Annotated in this window: 19 protein-coding genes and 4 pseudogenes; 16 read left to right on the forward strand and 7 right to left on the reverse strand. The window is 71.5% G+C overall.

The annotated features are described in order from the left end of the window. Positions 1-282: 282 nt before the first annotated feature. Complete coding sequence (locus ACZ66S_RS17340) at positions 283-1116, reverse strand: NAD(P)H-binding protein (RefSeq protein ID WP_469902367.1); 834 nt, start codon at positions 1114-1116, stop codon at positions 283-285. 198 nt (positions 1117-1314) lie between these two features. On the opposite strand from ACZ66S_RS17340, the gene ACZ66S_RS17345 reads away from it, so the two are divergent. From ACZ66S_RS17345 to ACZ66S_RS17415, 15 genes and pseudogenes are all read left to right on the forward strand, one after another. Continuing rightward, positions 1315-2496: an ROK family transcriptional regulator gene (locus ACZ66S_RS17345; RefSeq protein ID WP_469902368.1), complete on the forward strand. Its 1182-nt coding sequence runs from the start codon at positions 1315-1317 to the stop codon at positions 2494-2496. 83 nt (positions 2497-2579) lie between these two features. Continuing rightward, positions 2580-4103 (forward strand): sugar ABC transporter ATP-binding protein, encoded by a 1524-nt coding sequence (locus ACZ66S_RS17350; RefSeq protein WP_469902369.1) that lies wholly within the window; start codon positions 2580-2582, stop codon positions 4101-4103. Continuing rightward, positions 4100-5119 carry an ABC transporter permease gene (locus ACZ66S_RS17355; RefSeq protein ID WP_469902370.1) on the forward strand — a complete coding sequence of 340 codons (1020 nt, stop codon included), beginning with the start codon at positions 4100-4102 and terminating at the stop codon, positions 5117-5119. Before ACZ66S_RS17350 ends, ACZ66S_RS17355 begins: the two co-directional genes overlap by 4 nt. A 17-nt stretch (positions 5120-5136) precedes the next feature. After that, positions 5137-6177, forward strand: a complete 1041-nt coding sequence (locus ACZ66S_RS17360) for a substrate-binding domain-containing protein (RefSeq protein WP_469902371.1) — start codon at positions 5137-5139, stop codon at positions 6175-6177. A gap of 206 nt (positions 6178-6383) precedes the next feature. After that, the gene (locus ACZ66S_RS17365; protein WP_469902372.1) at positions 6384-7586 is read left to right on the forward strand and encodes a Gfo/Idh/MocA family protein; all 1203 of its coding nucleotides are present in this window, start codon (positions 6384-6386) and stop codon (positions 7584-7586) included. 14 nt (positions 7587-7600) lie between these two features. Beyond that, entirely contained in the window at positions 7601-8605 is a 1005-nt protein-coding gene (locus ACZ66S_RS17370; protein ID WP_469902373.1) for a sugar phosphate isomerase/epimerase family protein, read from the forward strand. Between the two features lie 77 nt (positions 8606-8682). Next, positions 8683-8898 (forward strand): annotated as a pseudogene (locus ACZ66S_RS17375) (ThuA domain-containing protein); the annotation flags it as partial. A gap of 108 nt (positions 8899-9006) precedes the next feature. Then, positions 9007-10173 (forward strand): inositol-3-phosphate synthase, encoded by a 1167-nt coding sequence (locus ACZ66S_RS17380; RefSeq protein WP_469902374.1) that lies wholly within the window; start codon positions 9007-9009, stop codon positions 10171-10173. Beyond that, positions 10170-10574 (forward strand): hypothetical protein, encoded by a 405-nt coding sequence (locus ACZ66S_RS17385; protein ID WP_469902375.1) that lies wholly within the window; start codon positions 10170-10172, stop codon positions 10572-10574. Before ACZ66S_RS17380 ends, ACZ66S_RS17385 begins: the two co-directional genes overlap by 4 nt. Beyond that, complete coding sequence (locus tag ACZ66S_RS17390) at positions 10571-11473, forward strand: sugar phosphate isomerase/epimerase family protein (protein WP_469902376.1); 903 nt, start codon at positions 10571-10573, stop codon at positions 11471-11473. The genes ACZ66S_RS17385 and ACZ66S_RS17390 overlap by 4 nt, the downstream gene beginning before the upstream one ends. Beyond that, positions 11470-12204 (forward strand): EboA domain-containing protein, encoded by a 735-nt coding sequence (locus tag ACZ66S_RS17395; RefSeq protein ID WP_469902377.1) that lies wholly within the window; start codon positions 11470-11472, stop codon positions 12202-12204. Before ACZ66S_RS17390 ends, ACZ66S_RS17395 begins: the two co-directional genes overlap by 4 nt. Further along, positions 12204-13064 (forward strand): TatD family hydrolase, encoded by an 861-nt coding sequence (locus ACZ66S_RS17400; protein ID WP_469902378.1) that lies wholly within the window; start codon positions 12204-12206, stop codon positions 13062-13064. The genes ACZ66S_RS17395 and ACZ66S_RS17400 overlap by 1 nt, the downstream gene beginning before the upstream one ends. A 3-nt stretch (positions 13065-13067) precedes the next feature. Further along, on the forward strand, positions 13068-14237 hold the full coding sequence (gene eboE, locus ACZ66S_RS17405; protein WP_469902379.1) for a metabolite traffic protein EboE: 1170 nt from the start codon (positions 13068-13070) through the stop codon (positions 14235-14237). After that, a complete protein-coding gene (locus ACZ66S_RS17410; RefSeq protein ID WP_469902380.1) occupies positions 14234-15631 on the forward strand; it encodes a nucleotide pyrophosphatase/phosphodiesterase family protein in 1398 nt (465 codons plus the stop codon). Before eboE ends, ACZ66S_RS17410 begins: the two co-directional genes overlap by 4 nt. 60 nt (positions 15632-15691) lie before the next feature. Beyond that, a complete protein-coding gene (locus ACZ66S_RS17415) occupies positions 15692-16741 on the forward strand; it encodes a sugar phosphate isomerase/epimerase family protein (RefSeq protein ID WP_469902381.1) in 1050 nt (349 codons plus the stop codon). A 130-nt stretch (positions 16742-16871) separates the two neighbouring features. On the opposite strand, the pseudogene ACZ66S_RS17420 reads toward ACZ66S_RS17415, so the two are convergent. The 3 genes and pseudogenes from ACZ66S_RS17420 to ACZ66S_RS17430 all read right to left on the reverse strand — a co-directional run. Beyond that, positions 16872-17048: pseudogene (locus ACZ66S_RS17420) on the reverse strand (formate dehydrogenase accessory sulfurtransferase FdhD); the annotation flags it as partial. An 8-nt stretch (positions 17049-17056) separates the two neighbouring features. Continuing rightward, a pseudogene (locus ACZ66S_RS17425) lies at positions 17057-17479 on the reverse strand (molybdopterin dinucleotide binding domain-containing protein); the annotation flags it as partial. Between the two features lie 356 nt (positions 17480-17835). Then, complete coding sequence (locus tag ACZ66S_RS17430; protein WP_053853331.1) at positions 17836-18807, reverse strand: 2-dehydropantoate 2-reductase; 972 nt, start codon at positions 18805-18807, stop codon at positions 17836-17838. A gap of 237 nt (positions 18808-19044) precedes the next feature. Between ACZ66S_RS17430 and ACZ66S_RS17435 the strand changes: the two genes are divergently transcribed. Then, positions 19045-19722: a GntR family transcriptional regulator gene (locus tag ACZ66S_RS17435; RefSeq protein ID WP_469902382.1), complete on the forward strand. Its 678-nt coding sequence runs from the start codon at positions 19045-19047 to the stop codon at positions 19720-19722. Between the two features lie 105 nt (positions 19723-19827). Here ACZ66S_RS17435 and ACZ66S_RS17440 read toward each other — a convergent pair whose 3' ends face one another. The 3 genes and pseudogenes from ACZ66S_RS17440 to ACZ66S_RS17450 all read right to left on the reverse strand — a co-directional run. Continuing rightward, the gene (locus ACZ66S_RS17440; RefSeq protein WP_469902383.1) at positions 19828-21246 is read right to left on the reverse strand and encodes an OFA family MFS transporter; all 1419 of its coding nucleotides are present in this window, start codon (positions 21244-21246) and stop codon (positions 19828-19830) included. A gap of 1 nt (position 21247) precedes the next feature. Next, a complete protein-coding gene (locus ACZ66S_RS17445) occupies positions 21248-22639 on the reverse strand; it encodes an OFA family MFS transporter (RefSeq protein ID WP_469902384.1) in 1392 nt (463 codons plus the stop codon). A gap of 173 nt (positions 22640-22812) precedes the next feature. Then, positions 22813-22980, reverse strand: a pseudogene (locus ACZ66S_RS17450) (formyl-CoA transferase); the annotation flags it as partial.

The following is a 22980-nucleotide window of genomic DNA, read 5'->3' on the forward strand; positions in this document are numbered from 1 at the left end:
GGGCGGTCGTTCGGGGGTGTGGGCCGGGGAGGGCCGGCCGAATGCCGGGTCCTGGTCGCGGTCGGCGTCCGGCCGGGTCCGTCGTGGGCAGCCGAGCTGATGTGCGGGTCTGCCGAGCATGTCCGGGGTGTGGGCCCACGGCCGAGCGGTGGTTCCGGCCGTAGGGGGCGGTCGAGGGCACGGTGTGGGGTGGCACGCACTCGTGGGGGAGCCCGCCCGTCATCGTGATCGACGGTCCCGGGCCAGGCGCGGCCGCCGAGCTGAGGCGGGAACGCGGTCACCTCAGCGGAACGCCTCCACGTGGTCCCGGGCCCACGCGCCGAAGGTACGCGGTGGGCGGCCCGTGACCTGCTCCACCGTCGGCCGCACCACCGACTCGTCGAGCGTGCCGTCCGCGAAGAAACTGAAGAAGGCGTCCACGTACGGCTTCGGCATGCCGCTCGCCTCCATCTCGGCGCGTGCCTCCTCGTGCCCAAGGCCCACGGCGCGCAGGTCACGGCCGAGGGCCTCGCCGAGGATCCGGACCCGGTCGGCGGGCAACAGCGCCTCGGGGCCGGTGACTTCGAGCACGCGACCCGCGAACCGGTCGGACAGCAGCGCACGCAGGGCCACCCGCGCGATGTCGTACGGGTCGATGTCGGTGGTCCTGACGTCCGGGAACGGCACCCGGACCGTGTCCCCCTTCCGCACCTGGTCCGCGAGCCGGAACGCGTTGGTCATGAAGCTCGTCGGGCGGACGAACGTCCAGTCGAGACCCGAGTCCCGCACCGCGTCCTCCGCGGCGAGCAGATAACCGGCGACCGCGTTGTCCCGGTCACCCGTGGCCGCCGACAGGCCGGACAGCAGCACCACGCGACGCACACCGGCGGCCCGCGCGTCGGCCAAAATCCGCCCCTGCCCGCCGTAACCGGGCATCAGGAACAACCCCCGCACGCCGTCGAGTGCGTCCCGCACGGTCTCGGGCCGGTTCAGATCGCCCGCCACGGCCTCCGCCCCCGGCGGCAACCCCTCGCTGCGACCGGACCGGCTCACCGCCCGCACCCGCTCGCCGGACGCGGCCAGCGCCCGCACGAGTTCGGCCCCCACGTTCCCCGTCGCACCCGTCACCACAAACATGTGCTCCCCTCCGTCGCGCCCATCCTGCGGGGACGGCCGCCGGGACACCAGAGGGCGGCACGTCTTTGTCCTGTCAGTGGAAGAAGTCGGCAGCAATCTGTGCACAGCTTCTTCCCAGGTTCGGCAGCCACTGCTACGTTCCCCTCGAAAGCCCGGCAACTGGTGGCCGAATGAGGCGGGGAGGGGCTCGTGAGACGCATGACGGCACGACCCGCGAACGCGCATCAGGCCCGACTGCTCAAGCTGTTGCGCGACGGAGGACCCAACTCCCGTGCGCAACTGGGCGATCAGGTCGACCTGTCACGGTCCAAGCTGGCCGTGGAGGTGGACCGGCTGCTGGAGACGGGCCTGATCGTGGCCGACGGACTCGCCGCCTCCCGCGGCGGGCGCCGCTCCCACAACATCCGGCTCGCCCCCAACCTGCGTTTCCTCGGCGTGGACATCGGCGCGACCTCGATCGACGTCGCCGTCACCAACGCCGAACTGGAGATCCTCGGTCATCTCAACCAGCCCATGGACGTCCGCGAGGGCCCGGTCGCGGTGTTCGAGCAAGTCCTTTCCATGGCTGCGAAGTTGAGGGCCTCCGGGCTCGCGGAGGGATTCGACGGCGCCGGCATCGGCGTCCCGGGACCGGTCCGCTTCCCCGAGGGCGTACCGGTGGCTCCACCGATCATGCCGGGCTGGGACGGCTTCCCCGTGCGGGAGGCGCTCAGCCAGGAACTCGGCTGCCCGGTCATGGTCGACAACGACGTGAACCTGATGGCGATGGGGGAGATGCACGCGGGCGTGGCACGCTCCGTGGGCGACTTCCTCTGCGTCAAGATCGGCACCGGCATCGGCTGCGGCATCGTCGCCGGCGGTGACGTGCACCGCGGGGTGACGGGCAGCGCGGGCGACATCGGGCACATCCAGGCCGTGCCCGACGGCCGCCCGTGCGCCTGCGGCAACCGGGGCTGTCTGGAAGCCCACTTCAGCGGGGCGGCCCTCGCCCGGGACGCCGTCGAGGCGGTCGAGCAGGGGCGCTCCGAGGAACTCGCCGCGCGGCTGGCGACACACGGGCAACTGACCGCCGTCGACGTGGCCGCCGCGGCGGCCGCCGGTGACGCCACCGCGCTCGACCTCATCCGTGAGGGCGGCAACCGGACCGGTCAGGTCATCGCCGGACTGGTCTCCTTCTTCAACCCGGGCCTGGTGGTGATCGGCGGCGGGGTGACCGGCCTCGGCCACACCCTGCTCGCCGCGATCCGCACCCAGGTCTACCGCCAGTCGCTGCCTCTGGCGACCGGCAACCTGCCCATCGTGCTGGGGGAGTTGGGCCCCACCGCCGGAGTCATCGGCGCGGCCCGGCTCATCAGCGACCACCTGTTCTCACCCGCGTAGGCACCCGCCTCCCACGGCTCGTCCGCACAGCGCTCTGCTCCGCCCTGCCCTGAAACCGGCCGCACGCCCGCCAAGGGGACCTCATGGCACCAGAACCACCGCTGCTCAGCATGTCCGGCATCACCAAGTCGTTCCCCGGCGTCCGGGCCCTCGACGGCGTCGACCTCGACGTCCAGGCCGGCGAAGTGCACTGTCTGCTCGGCCAGAACGGGGCCGGCAAGTCCACCCTGATCAAGGTGCTGGCCGGCGCCCACCAGCCCGACACGGGCCGGCTGCGCTGGCGCGGCGAGGAGGTCGCCCTCCGCTCGCCGATCGCCGCCATGCGCCTCGGCATCGCCACCATCTACCAGGAACTCGACCTGGTGGAGCACCTGTCGGTGGCCGAGAACGTCCACCTCGGCCATGAACCCACCGCTGCCGACTTCGTCGTACGGGGCAAGGCGGCCCGCCGGTCGACGGCCGCACTGCTGCGGCGGCTCGGGCACCCGGAGATCGATCCGGCGCGCCTGGTGGGGGAGTTGTCGGCGGCGCAGCAGCAGATCGTGTCCATGGCGCGGGCCCTCTCCCACGACGTACGGCTCATCGTGATGGACGAGCCGTCCGCCGCCCTCGACCCCGACGAGGTCGACAACCTGTTCCGGATCGTCGGCGACCTGACCGCCGAGGACGTCGCCGTCGTCTACATCTCCCACCGCCTGGAGGAGATCCGGCGCATCGGCGACCGGGTCACGGTCCTCAAGGACGGCCGTGCCGTCGCGGTCGGACTGCCCGCCAAGTCGACCCCGACGCGCGAGGTCGTGGCGCTGATGACGGGCCGCAACGTCGAGTACGTCTTCCCGGAGCGGCCGCCGGCCGACGCGAGGAACGCGGGCACACCGCTGCTGGAGGTCCAGGGGCTCACCCGGCAGGGCGAGTTCGAGCCCCTCGACCTGGCGGTCCACCCCGGGGAGATCGTCGGCCTCGCCGGACTCGTCGGCTCGGGACGCTCCGAGATCCTGGAGACGATCTACGGCGCCCGCAAGCCCACCGCCGGACAGGTCAGCGTGGACGGACGGGCTTTGCGGCCCGGCAGCGTCCGCGCCGCCGTCCGCGCCGGGATCGGCCTGGCCCCCGAGGAGCGCAAGGCGCAGGCCCTGCTGATGCTGGAGTCGGTCACCCGCAACGTGTCCGTCTCCTCCATGTCCCGCTTCTCGCGGGCCGGTTGGATCGACCGGGGCGCCGAACTGGGCGCCGCCCGGGCGGCGACCCGTGAACTGTCGCTGCGGCCCGACAACCCCTCGGTGCCGATCCGCACCCTGTCCGGCGGCAACCAGCAGAAGGCCGTCCTGGCCCGCTGGCTGCTGCGCGGCTGCCGGGTCCTGCTGCTCGACGAACCCACCCGGGGCGTCGACGTCGGCGCCCGCGCCGAGCTGTACGCGGTCGTCCGGCGCCTCGCCGACGAAGGGCTGGCCGTGCTGCTGGTCTCCAGCGAGGTCCCCGAGGTGCTCGGCCTCGCCGACCGTGTCCTGGTGCTCCGCGAGGGCCGTGTCGTGCACCGGGCGCCCGCCCGTGAGCTCGACGAACACCGTGTACTCGACCTCGTCATGGAAGGAAGCCCGGCGTCATGACGCAGCATGTGTCCCCGCCCCGGGGAAGCGCCGACAAAGTGCCTTCGGCGGGCGAACCGGCCGCCTGGCGAGGGGTGTTCGCCCGCGCCGACGTGCGCACCCTCTCCCTCCTCGGCGTGCTCGCCGTCCTGGTCCTCATCGGCGGCATCACCAAGCCCGACGAGTTCCTCGACACCCGCAACCTCCAACTCGTCCTGACCCAGGCCTCGGTGATCGGTGTCGTCACCGTCGGCATGACCTTCGTCATCACCTCCGGCGGCATCGACCTGTCCGTCGGCGCGATCGTCGCCCTCGCCTCGGTGTGGGCCACCACCGTCGCCACCCAGGAGTACGGCTTCGCGGGCATCCTCTTCACCGCGGTGCTCGTCGGCGTCGGCTGCGGCCTTGTCAACGGGCTGCTCGTCGCGTACGGCGCCATGGTCCCCTTCATCGCCACCCTCGCCATGCTCGCCTCGGCCCGCGGACTCGCCCTCCAGATCACCGACGGCAGGACGCAGATCGTCACCGTGCCCTCCGTCCTCGACCTGGGGGAGCGCGACGCCTACGTCCTCGGGATCCCGCCGCTCGTCATGGTCTTCGCGGTCGTGACCATCATCGGCTGGCTGGTGCTGAACCGCACCACCTTCGGCCGGCGCACCGTCGCCGTCGGCGGCAACGCCGAGGCCGCCCGGCTCGCCGGCATCGACGTCCGCCGCCAGCGCCTCTACCTGTACCTGCTGTCCGGGCTGTGCTGCGGCATCGCCGCCTTCCTGCTGATCATCCTGTCCGGATCCGGTCAGAACACCAACGGCAACCTCTACGAACTCGACGCCATCGCCGCCGCGATCATCGGCGGCACCCTGCTCAGCGGGGGCCGCGGCACCATCACCGGCTCCGTGCTCGGCGTCCTGATCTTCACCACGATCACCAACATCTTCGCCCTGAACAACCTGCAGAGCGACGTCCAGCAGATCGCCAAGGGCGCGATCATCGTCGCCGCCGTGCTGGTCCAGCGCCGTACCGCAAGCACGACCTGAGGAAAGGGTCCACCGATATGCCTGAGTTCACGAGCCGTAGAGGACTGCTCTTCGGAACCGCCGCCGTCGGGGCCGGTGCCCTCCTCGCAGGTTGCACCAGCAACGACCCCAAGGACGAGGAACCGGCCGCGAACGACCAGCCGGCCGCCGCCGACTCACCCGGCAAGCCGGTCACCATCGGCTTCGCCGGACCGCAGGCCGACCACGGCTGGCTCAACGCCATCAACGACAACGCCAAGAACCGCGCGAAGAAGTACTCGGACGTCACCCTGGAGATCACCGAGGGCTCCAACGACACCGCGCAGCAGATCGGCCAGATCGAGACCCTCATCAACAAGAAGGTCGACGTACTGGTCGTGCTGCCCGCGGACGGCAAGGCCCTCACCCAGGTCGGCCTCAAGGCGATGCGCGCCGGGATCCCGGTCGTGAACCTGGACCGCATCTTCAACACCCCGCAGGCGTACCGCTGCTGGATAGGCGGCGACAACTACGGCATGGGGCTCAACGCCGGCCACTACATCGGCGAGAAGCTCAAGGGGAAGTCGAACGCCAAGGTCATCGAACTGGCCGGCCTCGACAACCTGGAACTCACCAAGCAGCGCACCAAGGGCTTCGACGACGCCCTGAAGAACTACCCCAACGTCAGGAAGGTGGCCCGCCAGGCCGCCGAGTTCACCGTGGAGTCCGGGCAGGCCAAGATGGCCCAGCTCCTGCAGGCCCAGTCCGGCTTCGACGCACTGTGGAACCACGACGACGACCAGGGCGTCGGCGCCCTGCGCGCCATCGAGCAGGCGGGCCGCGACGACTTCCTGATGGTCGGCGGGGCGGGCGCCCTGTCCGCGTTCCAGGCCATCAAGCAGGACAACGGCGTCCTCAAGGCGACCGTCCTCTACCCGCCCACCATGGCCGCCTCGGCCATCGACCTCGCCCGCGCACTCGGCCAGTCCAAGGGCATCGGCGGCCTCTCCGAGTTCGAGATCCCGGCCTCGCTCACCCTCTACTCGGCCGTCGTCGACAAGACCAACGTCGACCAGTACATGTCCACCGGCTTCAAGTGAGGCGTACCGATCCGGGGCCTGCCTTACGGCCCGACCGGGGGCCTGCCCCGCCGGCCGGTCCGCGGCCCGTCCCGCGGGCCGCGCCGACCGCGAGCGGCGGCGCGCCCCGGCCGGGCCGATCCGCAGGGCGGGCCCCAGGAGCCCGGTTCGTCGACGGACCGGGCTGCACCCCGCACCGCGCCACGACGACGAGGAGGACATCGCGCATGGCACAGCCGCAGCAGTCAGAAGAGGCCGAGGCGCCGCCGCTCCGGGTCGGCATGGTCGGCTACGCCTTCATGGGCGCCGCCCACTCCCAGGGCTGGCGGACCGTCGGACGCGTCTTCGACCTGCCCCGCCGCCCGGTGCTCGCCGCGATCTGCGGACGGGACGCGGCCGCCGTGCGCCGGGCCGCCGACCGGCACGGCTGGGCGGCCGCCGAGACCGACTGGCGGGCGCTGATCGAGCGGGACGACGTCGACCTCGTCGACATCTGCACCCCCGGCGACAGTCACGCCGAGATCGCCGTGGCCGCGCTCGCCGCGGGCAAGCACGTGCTGTGCGAGAAGCCCCTCGCCAACACCGTCGAGGAAGCCCAGACCATGCACCGGGCCGCCGAAGAGGCGTACGGGCGCGGCCAGTTGGCGATGGTGGGCTTCAACTACCGCAGGGTGCCCGCCACCGCGCAGGCCCGCCGGATGGTGGCCGAGGGCCGGCTCGGCAGACTGCGGCACGTCCGGGTCACCTACCTCCAGGACTGGCTCGTGGACCCGCAGGCCCCGCTGACCTGGCGGCTGCGCCGGGAACAGGCCGGCTCGGGCTCGCTCGGCGACCTCGGCGCGCACATCATCGACCTCGCGCAGTACCTGGCGGGCGAGCCGCTGTCCGGGGTGTCCGCCCTGACGGAGACCTTCGTACGGGAACGGCCGCTGGCCGGGACCGCCGCCAGGGGCCTGTCCGCCGAGACCGCCGCCGGCACCGGCCAGGTCACCGTCGACGACGCGGCCCTGTTCACCGGCCGCTTCACCTCCGGCGCCCTCGCCTCCTTCGAGGCCACCCGGTACGCCACCGGCCGCAAGAACGCCCTGCGCATCGAACTCAACGGCGAGCGCGGCTCGTTGGCCTTCGACCTGGAGCGGCTCAACGAACTCTCCTACCACGACGCCACGGAGCCCGGAACGCACGCCGGCTTCCGCCGCATCCTGGTCACCGAGCCCGACCACCCCTACCTGGACGCCTGGTGGCCGCCGGGCCACGGCCTCGGCTACGAGCACACCTTCGTCCACCAGGCCCGCGACCTCGTCCACGCGATCGCCGAGGGCCGCCGCCCCGACCCCTCCTTCGCCGACGGGCTCCAGGTCCAGCGCGTGCTCGCCGCCGTGGAGGAGAGCGCCGAGAAGAACTCCGTCTACACGCCGATTGCCGTCTGAGGAGGCTCGCAGCCATGCCGCGCCCGTTCACGCTCTTCACCGGCCAGTGGGCCGATCTGCCCCTTGAGGAAGTCTGCCGCCTGGCCCGCGACTTCGGCTACGACGGACTGGAACTCGCCTGTTGGGGCGATCACTTCGAGGTCGACAAGGCCCTCGCGGACCCGTCGTACCTGGAGTCCCGGCACGCCCTGCTCGACAAGTACGGTCTCAAGTGCTGGGCGGTCTCCAACCACCTGGTCGGCCAGGCCGTCTGCGACGCCATCATCGACGAACGCCACCAGGCCATCCTGCCCGCCCAGGTGTGGGCCGACGGCGACCCGGAAGGCGTCCGGCAGCGGGCCGCGAACCGTATGAAGGACACCGCGCGGGCCGCGGCCGCCTTCGGCGTCGACACCGTCATCGGCTTCACCGGCTCGGCGATCTGGCACCTGGTCGCCATGTTCCCGCCCGCCTCCGAGGCGATGATCGAGCGCGGCTACGAGGACTTCGCCGAGCGCTGGAACCCGATCCTGGACGTCTTCGACGCGGAGGGGGTGCGGTTCGCGCACGAGGTCCACCCCAGCGAGATCGCCTACGACTACTGGACCACCCAGCGCGCCCTGGCAGCGGTGGACCACCGGGCGGCGTTCGGCCTGAACTTCGACCCCTCGCACTTCGTGTGGCAGGACCTCGACCCGGTCGGCTTCCTCTACGACTTCCGCGAGCGGATCTACCACGTGGACTGCAAGGAGGCCCGCAAGCGCCTCGACGGCCGCAACGGCCGCCTCGGCTCCCACCTGCCCTGGGGCGACCCGCGCCGCGGCTGGGACTTCGTCTCCGCGGGCCACGGCGACGTCCCCTGGGAGGACGTCTTCCGCATGCTGCGCTCCATCGACTACCAGGGCCCGATCTCGGTCGAGTGGGAGGACGCCGGCATGGACCGCCTCCAGGGTGCCCCCGAGGCACTGAAGAGCCTCAAGAAGTACGACTTCGAACCCCCGACGGCCTCCTTCGACGCCGCATTCGGAGGCAACGACTGAGGCACACCGGCCAGTTCCGGGAGAACGGCCCATCTCGGCGTACCGCACCCCCCACCCGTACGACCGGCCCCATCCTGGAGGCATCCGTGCACGCCACCGACGTACCCGAGAGGACCACGGGATCCGTCCACGGCTTCCGCTCCGCCGACGGCGTGAAGATCAACGACCTCACCGACACCGATCCGGCCCGGAGCCTGCGTGACGGGCATGTCGGCATCCAGAACCACGGAGCCGACGGCCAGGTGTCGTTCCGTGACGTCCGGATCAAGGAACTGCCCGGCAAGGGCCACTGAGCGACGGCGGGCGGGGGACGCCGGACTCCCGCCTGCCGTCTTTCCCCCTCATGAGTGGGGTGCGCGTACGGCGCGTTCGACGTTCCACGTCCGACGAGGAGGCTGCCCATGTCCGCGTCCGATTCCCAACAGCGCGTCGGTGTCTGGCTGATCGGGGTCCGAGGCTCCGTCGCCACGACGGTCGTCGCGGGCTGCGCCGCCATGACCGCGGGGCTGCACCCGCCGACCGGCCTGGTCACCGAGACCCCGCCCTTCACCGACAGCGGCCTGCCCGCCCTGTCCTCCCTCGTCTTCGGCGGCCACGACACGATGGACTGCCCCCTGCCCAAACGGGCGGAGGCCCTCGCGGCGGGCGGCGTGCTGCCGCACGGTCTGCCCACCGCCGTGAGCGCCGAACTCGCCGCCGCGGAAAGGGAGATCAGACCCGGCGGCCCCCTCCCCGGCGACACCAGGACCGAGGACGAACTGATCACCGCCTTCGCCGCGGACATCCGGTCCTTCGTACGACGCTGCGGGCTGACGCGCGCGGTCGTGGTGCACGTGGCCTCCACCGAGCCCGCCCCCACCGGTGACGCCCTGCCCCCGAGTTCCCTGTACGCCGCGGCCGCCGTACGGGCGGGCTGTGCGTACGTGAACTTCACCCCCTCGACCGGGCTGCACCACCCCTCGCTGCGACGGCACGCGGAGTCCTCCGGACTGCCCTTCGCGGGCCGCGACGGCAAGACCGGCCAGACCCTGCTCCGCTCCGTGCTCGGCCCGATGTTCACCCAGCGCGCCCTGACCGTCCGGGCCTGGTCCGGCACGAACCTCCTGGGCGGCGGCGACGGAGCCTGTCTCGCCGACCCGGCGGCCGCCGCGGCGAAGAACGCCGGCAAGGAACGGGTCCTGGCCGACACCCTGGGCACCACCCCCGAGGGCGAGGTCCACATCGACGACGTCCCCGCCCTCGGCGACTGGAAGACCGCCTGGGACCACATCGCCTTCGACGGCTTCCTCGGCACCCGCATGACCCTCCAGACCACCTGGCAGGGCTGCGACTCCGCCCTGGCCGCGCCCCTCGTCCTGGACCTGGCCCGGCTGACCGCCCGCGCCCAGGAACGCGGCCTGTCCGGACCGCTGGGCGAGCTGGCCTTCTACTTCAAGGACCCGGTGGGAGAAGGGCCTTCGGGACTGGGGGAGCAGTACGCGGAGCTGGTGAGGTTCGCGGCCCGACTCCGCGCCGAGCCCACCGGGGCCGCGCCGGGCGGCGACCGCGCGGGGGAGGGGCGGCCGTGAAGGACTACAGGCGGGCGGCGGGCGCCCCGTCCGAGGGGACGGCGGAGCGGGTGACGCCCTGCGACTCGCGGCCGGAACCGGCCGTCGCAGCCCTGTCCCGCCTGACCCGCCCCCCGCGATCCGGCCCCGACTCCCGGCCCCCCGACCCGCACGCGGCCCTGCGTCTCGCTCTCGCCGCCGCGTACGCGGGCACGGCCGGCCGCCCCTGCTTCCACGCCAGGCTCAACCCCTCACCCCCGCCCACCCACCGGGCCGTCAGCGGTGGCAGCCGGGCCGCGATCCCCCTCCAGTCCGCCCTCGCCGCCCACTCGGGCACGAAGGGCGCGGCCGTCACAGCCCTGCTCACCGCCGCCCTCGCCCCCCTGGCAGGACGCCTCGCGAGAAAGGTGAGCGTCACATGACCGGCCCCCTCGCCCCACCCCCGTCCACCCCCGGCGTCACCCCGCTCCGCTTCGGCTACGGCACCAACGGCCTCGCGGACCTCCGCCTGGACGACGCCCTCACCCTGCTCGCCGAGCTCGGGTACGACGGGGTCGGGCTGACCCTCGACCACATGCACCTGGACCCCCTCGCCCCCGACCTGGCCGCCCGCACCCGGCGCCTCGCGCACCGACTGGACGCGCTCGGCCTGTCGGTCACAGTCGAGACGGGGGCCCGCTATGTGCTCGACCCGCGCCGCAAGCACGGTCCCTCGCTGCTCGACCCCGACCCCGACGACCGCGCCCGCCGTGCCGACCTGCTGGTGCGGGCCGTCCAGGTCGCCGCCGACCTCGGCGCGCACGCCGTGCACTGCTTCAGCGGCATCACCCCGGCGGGCACCGACCCGGACACGGCGTGGAAACGCCTCGCCGAGACCCTCGCCCCCGTCCTGGACACCGCCACCACCGCCGGCGTCCCCCTCGCCGTAGAACCGGAACCGGGTCACCTCCTCGCCACCCTCGCCGACTTCCACCACCTCCGCGGCATCCTCGGCGACCCCTCCGCCCTCGGCCTGACCCTCGACATCGGCCACTGCCAGTGCCTCGAACCCCTCCCTCCCGCCGACTGCGTACGCGCCGCCGGCCCCTGGCTGCGCCACGTCCAGATCGAGGACATGCGCCGCGGCGTCCACGAACACCTCCCCTTCGGCGACGGCGACATCGACTTCCCGCCGGTCCTCGCCGCCCTGGCCGACACCGGATACCAGGGCCTGACCGTCGTCGAACTGCCCCGCCACTCCCACGCGGGCCCCCACTTCGCCGAACGCTCCCTCCCCTTCCTCCGTCAGGCAGTGGCGCTCTCACAAGGAAGCACTCCATGACCCACCCCCATGCCCACCAGGCAACCCCCGCCGCGGACACCCAGGGCACCACCCTCGCCCGGACCCCGCTGCACGACCTGCACAGCCACCTCGCCGACCGCCTCGGCGAAGCCGCCCGCGCCTGGCTCGACCAGGCCCTCGAAGAGGCCGCCGCCCACCCCGGCGCCCACGGCCCCATCTCCGTGTGGGAACTGCGCCTCGCCGAGGCCGGCCGCCGCTGTGGCCCCGAACACGCCGACGCCGCCCGCGTCCTGATCCTGCACGCGGCCCGCGCCGACACCGACGCCCTGACCCGGGTCTACGCCCAGGGCACCGCCGCCGAACGCCGTGCCGTCCTGCACGCCCTGCCCCACCTCGTGCCCGGCTCCGAGGCCCTGCCGCTCGTCGAGGACGCCCTGCGCACCAACGACACCCGGCTCCTGGCCGCCGCCGTCGGCCCCTACGCGGCCCGTCACCTCGACGCCCACCACTGGCGCCACGCCGTCCTGAAGTGCCTGTTCACCGGTGTGCCCGTGGCCGAGGTCGCCGACCTGCACCGACGGGCCCACGCGGACACCGAACTCGCCCGCATGCTCGGCGACTACGCCGCAGAACGCACCGCCGCAGGCCGCACCGTGCCCGAGGACCTGCACCGCGTCCTGACCCTGACCGACCCCACCGCCACCCCACCCGCGCCGGCCGCCGACCACGGCCCCGACCACGCGGACGGCAACCACGGCAAGGAGTCCTGATGCGCCTCTTCGACCCCCACATCCACATGACGTCCCGGACCACCGACGACTACCAGGCCATGCACACCGCCGGTGTGCGCGCCGTGGTGGAACCGGCCTTCTGGCTCGGCCAGCCCCGCACCTCCCCGGCCTCCTTCCTCGACTACTTCGACTCCCTGCTCGGCTGGGAACCCTTCCGCGCCGCCCAGTACGGCATCGCGCACCACTGCACCCTCGCCCTGAACCCCAAGGAGGCCAACGACCCGCGCTGCCTGCCCGTCCTCGACGAACTGCCCCGCTATCTCGTCAAGGACCAGGTCGTCGCCGTCGGCGAGATCGGCTACGACTCCATGACCCCCGCCGAGGACACCGCCCTCGCCGCCCAGCTCCAGCTCGCCGCCGACCACCGACTCCCCGCGCTCGTCCACACCCCGCACCGCGACAAGCTGGCCGGCCTGCGCCGGACCCTCGACGTGGTCCGCGAGTCCGCCCTGCCGACGGACCGGGTCCTGGTCGACCACCTCAACGAGACCACCGTCAAGGAGGCCAAGGACAGCGGCTGCTGGCTCGGCTTCTCCGTCTACCCCGACACCAAGATGGACGAGGAGCGCATGGTGGCCATCCTGCGCGCCTACGGCCCCGAACAGGTCCTGGTGAACTCCGCCGCCGACTGGGGCCGCAGCGACCCCCTCAAGACCCGCAAGGTCGCCGACCTGATGCTCGCCGAGGGCTTCACCGAGGACGACGTCGACCGCGTGCTGTGGCGCAACCCCGTCGCCTTCTACGGACTCAGCGGCCGACTGGACCTCGACGTGCCGGCCACCGACCCCACCCACGAGGGCAACTCCATCCTCCGCGGCCCGCAGAAGACGGAGGCGTGAGCCATGCGCTTCCGCCACCCCGACGGCACCACCGTCCACCTCGCCTACTGCACCAACGTCCACCCCGCGGAAACCCTCGACGGTGTCCTCGCCCAGCTCCGCGACCACTGCGAACCCGTCCGCCGCCGGCTCGGCCGCGACCGCCTCGGCATCGGCCTGTGGCTCGCCCGCGACGCTGCCCACGCCCTGGTCAGCGACCCCTCCGCACTGCGCGACCTGCGCTGCGAACTGGACCGCCGCGGCCTCGAAGTGGTCACCCTCAACGGCTTCCCCTACGAGGGCTTCGGCGCCGAGGAGGTCAAGTACCGCGTCTACAAGCCGGACTGGACCGACCCCGAACGCCTCGACCACACCACCGCCCTGGCCCGCGTCCTGGCCGGACTCCTCCCCGACGACGTCACCGAGGGCAGCATCTCCACCCTGCCGCTCGCCTGGCGCACCGGCTACGACGACGGCAGCGCCGACAAGGCCCGCACCGCCCTGCTCACCCTCGCCGAACGCCTCGACGCCCTCCAGGAACTGACCGGCCGCTCCGTCCGGGTGGGCCTCGAACCCGAACCCGGCTGCGTCGTCGAGACCACCGCCGACGCCATCGCCCCCCTCACCGCGATCGCCCACGACCGCATCGGCATCTGCGTCGACACCTGTCACCTCGCCACCTCCTTCGAGGACCCGCACACCGCCCTGGACACGCTCACCGCGGCCCGCGTCCCCGTCGTCAAGTCCCAGCTCTCCGCCGCCCTGCACGCCGAACACCCGCACCTGCCCGAGGTCCGTGAGGCACTCGCCGCCTTCGACGAACCCCGCTTCCTGCACCAGACCCGCACCTCCACCGCAGCCGGCCTGCGCGGCACCGACGACCTCGGCGAGGCACTCGCCGGCGACGCCCTGCCCGACGGAGCACCCTGGCGCGCCCACTTCCACGTCCCCCTGCACGCGGCCCCCGCCGCACCCCTCACCTCGACGCTCCCCGTGCTCAAGTCGGTCCTGACCCGGCTCGTCGGCGGCCCGCACCCCCTCACCCGCCACCTGGAGGTCGAGACCTACACCTGGCAGGCCCTCCCACCCGAACTGCGCCCCCGCGGCCGCCCGCAGCTCGCCGACGGCATCGCCGCCGAACTCACCCTCGTGCGCGACCTGTTGACGGACCTCGGCCTCAAGGAGCTGCCATGACCCAGCAACCCCCGGCGGCGGGACCCACCCCCCTGCTCGTCCTCGACGTCGTCGGCCTCACCCCCCGCCTCCTCGACCACATGCCCCACCTCAAGACCCTCGCCCGGAACGGCTCCCACGCGCCGCTCGGCACCGTCCTGCCCGCCGTCACCTGCGCCGCCCAGTCCACCTTCCTCACCGGCACCCACCCGTCGGAGCACGGCATCGTCGGCAACGGCTGGTACTTCCGCGAGCTCGGCGACGTACTCCTGTGGCGCCAACACAACGGCCTGGTCGCCGGCGACAAGCTCTGGGACGCCGCCCGCCGCGCCCACCCCGGCTACACCGTCGCCAACATCTGCTGGTGGTACGCCATGGGCGCCGACACCGACTTCACCGTCACCCCCCGCCCGGTCTACTACGCCGACGGCCGCAAGGAACCCGACTGCTACACCCGGCCCCCGGCCCTGCACGACGAACTCACCGAGAAACTCGGCACCTTCCCCCTCTTCCACTTCTGGGGCCCCGGCGCGGACCTGGTCTCCAGCCAGTGGATCATCGACGCCACCCGCCACGTCATGGGCACCCGCCACCCCGACCTGACGCTCTGCTACCTCCCCCACCTCGACTACGACCTGCAACGCTTCGGCCCCGACGACCCCCGCTCCCTCAAGGCCGCCGCCGACCTGGACCGGGCACTGGCCCCGCTCCTGGACGACGCCCGCGCGGAAGGCCGTACCGTCGTCGCACTGTCCGAGTACGGGATCACCCGCGCGGACCGGCCCGTCGACATCAACCGCGCCCTGCGCCGCGCCGGACTCCTCGAGGTGCACACCCAGGACGGCATGGAGTACCTCGACCCGATGGCCTCCCGCGCCTTCGCGGTCGCCGACCACCAGATCGCCCACGTCTACGTGCGCCGCCCCGAGGACCTGGACGCCACCCGCGCCGCCCTCGACGGCCTGCCCGGCATCGAACGGCTCCTCGACGACGAGGGCAAGAAGGCCCACCACCTCGACCACCCGCGCTCCGGCGAACTCGTCGCCGTGGCGGAACCGGACGCCTGGTTCACGTACTACTACTGGCTCGACGACGACCGCGCGCCCGACTTCGCGCAGTTGGTCGAGATCCACCGCAAACCCGGCTACGACCCGGTCGAACTGTTCATGGACCCGCTCGACCCCTACGTCAAGGTCAAGGCGGCCACCGCGCTGGCCCGCAAGAAGCTCGGCCTGCGCTACCGCATGGCGGTCGTGCCCCTCGACCCGTCACCTGTTCGCGGCAGCCACGGCCGCCTGCCCGAGAGCGACGACGACGGTCCGCTTCTCATCTGCTCCACCCCCCGTGCCGTCGGCGACCGCATCGCGGCCACCGACGTGAAGTCACTCCTGCTGCGACTGGCCGGACTTTCCTGACTGGTCCCCAGTGAAGCACCCACCACTGACAACGCCCTCCCCCATCGAGGAGTCCCAGGCATGAGCCGCATCTCCCAGCCCGACCCGGAACTCGCCCACCGCCTGACCAGACGAGGCATGCTCGGCGTGGCCGCGGGCGCCACCGCCGCCGCGCTGCTGGGCGCCGCCGCCTCCCCGGCCGGCGCCGCCACCGCGGCCGCGACCGACACCGCAGGCCACGGCCGCGGCCGGCCCGTGCTGCCCCCCGGCCGCCTCGGCATCCAGCTCTACAGCCTCCGCGACAAGGTCTCCACGCTCGGCTTCGCCCCCGTCTTCGCCGAACTGGAGAAGTACGGCTACGACGAGGTCGAGTTCGCCGGCTACACCCAGGGCTCGGCCGGACCCATCACCCTCGCCCAGCTCCGGCGGCTGGCCCGCGACCACGGACTGAACCCGATCGGCAGCCACGTCGGCTACTACTCCGACGACGACCCGAACGCCTACACCTTCGCCCAGAACCTCACCAAGGTCCTCGACGACGCCCAGGCCCTCGGCCTCAAGCACATCGGCACCGCCTCGGGACCGTTCCGATACGGCTCGACCGTCGACGCCTGGAAGCGCGCCGCCGAGGAGTTCAACACCTACGGAGCGGCCGCGAAGGCCCGCGGCATGAAGTTCTACCAGCACAACCACTCCGAGGAGTTCTCCTTCGCCACCGACAACCCCAAGGTCCGTCTCTACGACGTCCTCCTCAAGGAGACCGACCCCGACCTGGTGTTCCTGGAGATGGACATCTTCTGGGCGTACTCCGGCCAGTTCCGCTTCTCCAGGCGGCCCGACGGCACACCCGCGCCCTTCGAACCCCTGAACTACGTCCTCAGGCAGCCCCACCGCTACCCGCTCTTCCACGTCAAGGACGGAGTGCGGGACCCGGCCGACACCTACGGCTACCGCATGACCGATGTCGGCGACGGCGACATCGACTACCAGAAGTTCATCTCCGCCGTGACCCGGCTGCGGGGCGAGCGTCTCGCCCACCACTGGCAGGCCGAACACGACCAGCCCGCCGATTCCCTCAGCTTCGCCCGCCGCTCCAGCGCCCACCTGCACTCGCTGCGGGAGAAGTGCTGAGCGCACACGGCTGAGGCGGGACCCCGAGGGCGCAGGGGGCGCTCCCCGCCGGTCGGGGTCCCGCCGCGTGCAGCGGGGAGGACCGTCAGCCCCCGGCGGCCGGAACGACCGCCGGGGTGAGGCGCTCCTCTCCCGCGTACACGTTCATGGAGGTGCCGCGGAGGAAGCCGATGAGGGCGAGGTGTCTGCCGTCGAGGCGGATCCCGAGTGGTTCCTCGGTGACGAGGGCGACGAGGGTGTCGGGGCGGGAGGAGAGGGCCCCGTCGCGGATGCGGATCACCTTGCGTCGTTCCGTGACTCGTCCCATCTCCGGTCTCACCTCCTCGTCGCCACGACGGGCACCTTCTCGATCCGGATCGCCGCCGCCTCGAACTCCACGGTCCCCGCGATCGGACTGCCTGCTCTCCCCGCTCCCCGCTCGGCGTCCGCCCCGTCCGGCGGCCGGCCGGTCATGAACGCCAGCCCCGGCCGCAGCGCCGGATCCACCCACACCGGAGCCGTCGTCGCACCCCGCCGGGTGGCGACCCGCACCTCCTCGCCGACCACCACGCCGTAGCGCTCGGCGTCCTCCGGACTCAGCTCGACACACTCGGCCCGCCGCACCGTCGACGCCCAACCTCCCCGCAACACGCGGGAGTTGCGCGAGTCCAGCCGCCGTCCCCGGGTGAGCCGCACCGGATACGCCTCGTCCGTCAGATCGACCGGAGGGGCGTGCTGGACCAGATGGAAGGGCGTACGCGCCTCCCCGGCGCCGTGACCGCGGCCGGTCAGCAGCGACAGGTTGGCCAGCGCCCGGGCCTCATCGGGCCCGGCGCCGTCGAACACCCGCAACGGTTCGCCGTGCCCACAGGCACGGGCCGACTCCCTGAAGGCGGCGGCCGGTACGCCCGTCACCTTCACCGCGAGCGACACCGTCCACGGCTCGACCAACCGCCGGTACTCCTCGAAGCCGGAGGTCGAGCGCTCGATGAAATCCCGGTCGGCCAGCCCCGCCCGGATGATCTCCCGGCCGATCGCGTGGGCCGTCGGGACCCCGGTGCCGGCGTTCGGCCGGATCCGGGGTCCCGACCCGATGGCGTCGACGCCCGGTTCCGTCATGCGGCGGACCGGAGCGCGAGGAGGTCGGAGAGGGCGTGGACGGTCCGCAGCGTCGGCACGTCCACCCCGGTGATCTCCGCCAGCTCGATGACGGCGGTGAGCAGGACGTCGAGCTCCAGGGGCTTGCCGCGCTCCAGGTCCTGGAGCGTGGAGGTGCGGTGGTCGCCGACGCGCTCGGCGCCCGCCAGCCGGCGTTCGATCGAGACGCCGACAGTGCAGCCGAGCGTCTCGGCCACCGCGAGCGTCTCGGCCATCATGGTCTCGATGACCTTGCGGGTGCCGCCGTGCAGACACATCTGGCGCATGGTCGCACGGGCCAACGCGCTGATGGGGTTGAAGGAGATGTTCCCCAGCAGCTTGAGCCAGATGTCGTCCCGCAGGTTCGGCTCGACCGGGCACTTGAGCCCGCCGGCCTGCATGGCCTCGCTGAAGGCCGTGCAGCGGGGGGAGATGCTGCGGTCGGGCTCCCCGATGGAGAACCGCGTGCCCTCCAGGTGCCGGACGACACCCGGCCCTTCGAGCTCGGTCGCCGCGTAGACGACACACCCGATGGCGCGGGAGGGCGCGAGCACCGCACTGACCGCGCCGTCCGGGTCCACGCTCTCGATGCGGTGCCCGTCGTGCGGGCCGCCGTGCCGGTGGAAGTACCACCAGGGGATGCCGTTCTGCGCCGCGATGACCGCGGTGGTGTCGGTGAGAAGGGGCTCGATGAGCGGCCCGCACGCCGCGTACGAGTTGGCCTTCAGACCGAGGAAGACGTAGTCGACCGGGCCGACTTCGGCCGGGTCGTCGGTGGCGTGGGCCCGGGCGGTGAAGTCACCGCGCGGGCTGAGGACCTGGACACCGTGCTCCCGCATGGCCGCCAGATGGGGGCCGCGGGCGATGAGATGGACGTCGGCGCCGGCGCGATGCAGTGCCGCGCCGACGTAGGCACCGATGGCTCCGGCGCCGAGAACTGCGACTTTCATGGGTGGAAGCTCCGTTCGGTGAGGGTGACCGAGGAACTGCCGACTTTGTCGACTGGATATTGTCTACAGGATGGAGAGAGTGCTCAGCAAGAGTCATGACGTCATCAAGGCGATGAGCTGCTGCTGAGCCCCGGTGCCGGCCGGGGGCTTGCTGGTTGTGCGCCGTAGACTGTAGGCGAAAACCAATTCATACTTGACTCTCAGTTGCAGCGACAGCGCTGTACGGGAGGGACCGAGATGCTGCCGACCACAGGACTGCCGTACGGCACGGTGCCCAGGCTCGAGCGCCCCGGTCCACTGCGCGACCGTGTCTACGGCGCGTTGCTGGAGCTCATCACGACGCGTGCTCTGCAGCCGGGTCAGCATCTGGTGGAGAGTGAGCTGGCGGGTCATCTGGGGGTGTCGCGGCAGCCGGTGCGGGAGGCTCTGCAGCGGTTGAACACCGAGGGCTGGGTGGACCTGCGTCCGGCGCAGGGTGCGTTCGTGCACGAGCCGACGGACGAGGAGGCCGATCAGCTTCTGACGGTGCGCACGCTGTTGGAGGCCGAGGCGGCCCGGCTCGCCGCGGCGAACGCGGGCAGCGCCGGCATCGCCGCCTTGGAGGAACTCTGCGCGCAGGGCGAGGCCGCGGTCGCCGCGGACGACGTCGACAGCGCGGTCGCCCTCAACGCCCGGCTCCACGCCAAGGTCATGGAACTGGCGGGCAACACCGTCCTCGCCGAACTGGCGGCCCAGGTCGACCGCCGGGTGCGCTGGTACTACACCCCGATCGCCCGGCAGCGCGGCCGCCAGTCCTGGATCGAGCACCGTGAGCTGATCGCCGCGATCGCCGACCGCGACGAGCAGCGCGCCACCGCGGTCATGCGGCACCACACGGAACACACCCGGAAGATGTACCAGGAGCGCGAGAAGTAGCCCGCGGCACGGGGCGGCACACGCACCGCCCCGCGCCATCGGATCAGGCGGCCCCACCCCCACCGACCGCGTGGGGAGGAGCCGCCTGGTGTCCCGTACCGCCGCTCAGGTCGCCGCCTGTGGCTGCGGCGCGGGCGAGGTGCCGGTGTGGGGTCGGCCCGGCTGCCGCAGCAGCAGGGTGATCGCCGCCGCGAGTATCGACGTGGCGCCGGCCAGGGCGTACGCCCCGTCGTAGCCCCAGGCCGCGACGACCATGGAGCCGAGGCCACCGCCGAACAGGCCGCTGACCAGCTTGCCGCTGTACACCAGCCCGTAGTTGGAGGCGTTGTAGTTCTCCCCGAAGTAGTCCGGGGTGAGCGCCGCGAACAGCGGGTAGAACGCGCCGCCGCCGAACCCGGACAGGAACGCGAAGACCAGGAACAGCGACTCGCTCTTGATGTCGCCGGCCCAGATCACCCCGAACTGCGCGAGCCCCAGGACGACGATCACGAACACCAGCGTGGACTTGCGGCCCCACTTGTCGGACAGCCAGCCGACCACACCGCGCCCGACGCCGTTGATGACGGCCATGACGCCCATCGAGGAGGCCGCGACGAGTGGTCCGAAGCCGATCTCCTTGGCGTAGTCGACCTGGAAGGAGATCCCGAAGATCGACACTCCCGCGGTCATGACGAGGGCGATCCACATGAGCGGGAGCATGCCGGTCCTGACGGCCTCCTTCGGCGTGAACTGCCGTACCGCGGGAGGGTTCTTGGAGAGGGAGGCGGCACCCTTCCCGTTGCCGCCGTACGTGAGCGGGTCGATGTCCGCGGGCCACCAGTTCTTCGGCGGGTCCTTGAAGAAGAACGCGCACCCGACGACCACGATCAGGATGTAGCACCCGATGAGGTCCAGCACACGGTGGTAGTTCGCCGTGTCGAAGCCGTAGTTGAAGATGAAGATGAAGGGCAGTGATCCGTACGCGAAGCCGCCGTTGACGAACCCGGTCTTCGCTCCCCGGCGTTCGGGGAACCATTTGCCGACCATGTTGATGCAGGTCGCGTAGACCAGTCCGGCGCCTATGCCCCCGATGACGCCGAATCCCAGGATCGCCAGCACGACGTTGCCGAGGTGCGACAGGGCGAGGAACCCGACCAGACACATGCCCGAGCCGATGTACATGGCCTTGCGGGCGGTCAGGATGCCCTTCTCCCGCAGCCAGCCCGCCGGGAAGGCGATGCCGGCCTGGAAGAAGACCCAGACGCTGAGGATCCAGAAGGTGTTGCTCTGCGTCCAGCCGTGGGCGTGGGACAGGGTGTCCTCCGCCGAGCCGTACGCGTACTCGAAGACGCTGATGGCCATCATGGTGAGCCAGGGCAGATACACCATGAGCTTGCGCGAGTGACCGAGGATGTCCCGGTCGGTCTCGCCGATGCGGTACACGCGGCCGTTGGCGTCGGTGACTTCTTGGTAGGGACGTTGTGCGGCGGTGGAGTGTGCGGTCTTGTCGGTCTCGCTGCGTGCTGCGTACGGATCTGCCGTCATGTCAGGCCATTTCCTCGCCGAGCGGTTGCGGGTTGGGTACGGTCCGGCGGCTGGTCTGGGGCCGGCCGGGCGACTTGAGGAACAGTGCGAGGACCGCGGACGCCAGACCGATGGACCCGGCCAGGACGAACGCGCCCTGGTAGTCCCAGGCGCCGACCACGATCGAGCCGACACCGGAGCCCACGAGCCCGGAGATCAGCTTCGAGCTGTAGACCATGCCGTAGTTGGAGGCGTTGTTGTTCTCACCGAAGTAGTCGGCGGTCATCGCGGCGAACAGCGGGAAGATCGCGCCGCCGCCGAAGCCGGAGACCATGGAGCAGAAGAGGAAGAACGGCATGCTGCCCATCTGGCCGGAGATCAGCACACCGAACTGGGCGGTGCCCAGCACCAGACACACGATGATCAGGGTGTTGCGGCGCCCGAACTTGTCGGAGATCCAGCCGATCACCCCGCGCCCGGTGCCGTTGACGATCGCCTTCAGCGACATCGCCGTGGCCACGATCCCGCCCGCGAAGCCCATGTCCTTGCCGAACGGCACCTGGAAGGCGATGCCGAAGATGTTGATGCCCGCGGTGCACAGCAGGCAGAACCACATCATCCACAGGACGGGCGTGCGCGCGGCCTCCTTGGGGGTGTACTGCTTGACGGCCGGCGGGTTCTTCTCCAGCGCGCGCCGGATCTTCGGGTCGTCGGTCTGCTTGAGCGGGTCGACGTGCGGGGGCCACCAGTTCTTCGGCGGGTCCTTGAAGAACCAGCCCGCGAACGCCACCACGGTGCAGCAGACCAGGCCGACCGTCACCAGGACGCCCTTGTAGTTGCTGAGGTCCATGTACGAGGTGAACAGGAAGACGAAGGGCACCGAGCCGTAGGCGAAACCGCCGTTGACCATGCCGGTCTTGCCGCCCTTGCGCTCCGGATACCACTTGCCGACCATGTTCACGCAGGTCGCGTAGACAAGACCGGCGCCGATACCGCTGCACACGCCGAAGCCCAGGTAGGCGAAGATCACGTTCGGTGCGAACGCCAGTGAGATGTAGCCGAGGACGGTGCCCAGCGCGCCGAGCATCATCGCGTAGCGGGCCGGGAGCTTTCCGCTCTCCCTGAGCTGCCCGGCCGGGAAGGCCACGGCCGCCTGGAAGAACACCCAGACGCCCATCAGCCAGAAGATGTGCCCGCTGCTCCACAGATGAGCCTCGTGCAGGGTGTCCTCGGCCGAGGTGAACGCGTACTCCGAGGAACTGATGCCCAGCATGCCCATCCACGGGAAGAGCACCATGGTCCATCGTGGTCGTCCCATGATGTGCCGGTCGGTCTCGCCGACCCGGTACACGCGGCCGTTGCGGTCCGTCACCTCCCTGAAGGCGGCGGACGACGAGTAGTCGATGGTTGTCATAGTCTTCAAGCACTCCTTGCGTCGAAAGATCTGGCCAGCGCCCCCTGTCCAAATGCCTTTCGTGCGCGCACGGATCCCGGGGTCCGCCGACGCGCACCGCCGTCGGACCCCGTGCTCATTCACGTCATGGACCACCGCCCAGGGCGCCGGGAACACGGCTCCGGTTCACCACGTCAGATCACCCCGCCGGACTTCAGCAACCGCAACTCCTCGTCGCCGAGACCCAGTTCGCCGATGTAGATCTCTTCGTTGTGTTGGCCGAGGAGGGGTGGGGTGGTGATGTGGGTGGGTGAGTCGGAGAGTTTGAGGGGGTTGCCGACCGTGGTGAAGGAGCCGCGCTG

Source organism: Streptomyces sp. NPDC107471 (assembly GCF_055582845.1).

Coding starts and splice junctions, on each gene's coding strand:
- ACZ66S_RS17340 (WP_469902367.1), bottom strand. CDS start 1,116: ATGTTTGTGGTGACGGGTGCGACGGGGAACGTGGGGGCCGAACTCGTG.
- ACZ66S_RS17345 (WP_469902368.1), top strand. CDS start 1,315: ATGACGGCACGACCCGCGAACGCGCATCAGGCCCGACTGCTCAAGCTG.
- ACZ66S_RS17350 (WP_469902369.1), top strand. CDS start 2,580: ATGGCACCAGAACCACCGCTGCTCAGCATGTCCGGCATCACCAAGTCG.
- ACZ66S_RS17355 (WP_469902370.1), top strand. CDS start 4,100: ATGACGCAGCATGTGTCCCCGCCCCGGGGAAGCGCCGACAAAGTGCCT.
- ACZ66S_RS17360 (WP_469902371.1), top strand. CDS start 5,137: ATGCCTGAGTTCACGAGCCGTAGAGGACTGCTCTTCGGAACCGCCGCC.
- ACZ66S_RS17365 (WP_469902372.1), top strand. CDS start 6,384: ATGGCACAGCCGCAGCAGTCAGAAGAGGCCGAGGCGCCGCCGCTCCGG.
- ACZ66S_RS17370 (WP_469902373.1), top strand. CDS start 7,601: ATGCCGCGCCCGTTCACGCTCTTCACCGGCCAGTGGGCCGATCTGCCC.
- ACZ66S_RS17380 (WP_469902374.1), top strand. CDS start 9,007: ATGTCCGCGTCCGATTCCCAACAGCGCGTCGGTGTCTGGCTGATCGGG.
- ACZ66S_RS17390 (WP_469902376.1), top strand. CDS start 10,571: ATGACCGGCCCCCTCGCCCCACCCCCGTCCACCCCCGGCGTCACCCCG.
- ACZ66S_RS17395 (WP_469902377.1), top strand. CDS start 11,470: ATGACCCACCCCCATGCCCACCAGGCAACCCCCGCCGCGGACACCCAG.
- ACZ66S_RS17400 (WP_469902378.1), top strand. CDS start 12,204: ATGCGCCTCTTCGACCCCCACATCCACATGACGTCCCGGACCACCGAC.
- eboE (WP_469902379.1), top strand. CDS start 13,068: ATGCGCTTCCGCCACCCCGACGGCACCACCGTCCACCTCGCCTACTGC.
- ACZ66S_RS17410 (WP_469902380.1), top strand. CDS start 14,234: ATGACCCAGCAACCCCCGGCGGCGGGACCCACCCCCCTGCTCGTCCTC.
- ACZ66S_RS17415 (WP_469902381.1), top strand. CDS start 15,692: ATGAGCCGCATCTCCCAGCCCGACCCGGAACTCGCCCACCGCCTGACC.
- ACZ66S_RS17430 (WP_053853331.1), bottom strand. CDS start 18,807: ATGAAAGTCGCAGTTCTCGGCGCCGGAGCCATCGGTGCCTACGTCGGC.
- ACZ66S_RS17435 (WP_469902382.1), top strand. CDS start 19,045: ATGCTGCCGACCACAGGACTGCCGTACGGCACGGTGCCCAGGCTCGAG.
- ACZ66S_RS17440 (WP_469902383.1), bottom strand. CDS start 21,246: ATGACGGCAGATCCGTACGCAGCACGCAGCGAGACCGACAAGACCGCA.
- ACZ66S_RS17445 (WP_469902384.1), bottom strand. CDS start 22,639: ATGACAACCATCGACTACTCGTCGTCCGCCGCCTTCAGGGAGGTGACG.